Origin of the sequence: Bariatricus sp. HCP28S3_A4 (assembly GCF_052066395.1) — a bacterium.
GTDB lineage: Bacteria > Bacillota > Clostridia > Lachnospirales > Lachnospiraceae > Allocoprococcus.
The window spans coordinates 1-407 of sequence record NZ_JBQHSE010000104.1; the positions used below are offsets into that span (position 1 = coordinate 1).

The following is a 407-nucleotide window of genomic DNA, read 5'->3' on the forward strand; positions in this document are numbered from 1 at the left end:
CGGATAAAAAACAGGAAGAACTTCTTGCTAAAACATTTGGATGCTGCCGTTTTATTTATAATATCATGCTGGATGACAAGATAAAGGAATATGAGGCAACGAAGAAAATGAGGAAGACGACTCCCGCAGCCTATAAGAAAGAATATCCGTGGCTGAAAGAAGTAGATTCCCTTGCACTGGCGAATGTGCAGCTTCATTTGGAGAAGGCTTATAAGAATTTTTTTGTAAATCCGGTTGTTGGTTTTCCGAAATTCAAGTCCAGACATCGAAGCAGGAAGAGCTATACAACGAATGTGGTGAATGGGAATATTCGTCTGAGAAACGGAAAGATCCGGCTTCCGAAACTGAAGGAAGTGAAGATCAGGAAACATCGGGAAATACCGGAGGGGTATGTCCTGAAGTCGGTA

At 42.0% G+C, this 407-nt stretch carries 1 protein-coding gene; it reads left to right on the forward strand.

Features of this window, described 5'->3' with window-relative positions:
• Positions 1–407, forward strand: a 407-nt coding sequence (locus tag ACTNBF_RS16550) for an RNA-guided endonuclease InsQ/TnpB family protein (RefSeq protein ID WP_441089714.1), incomplete at both ends; no start/stop codon positions are given.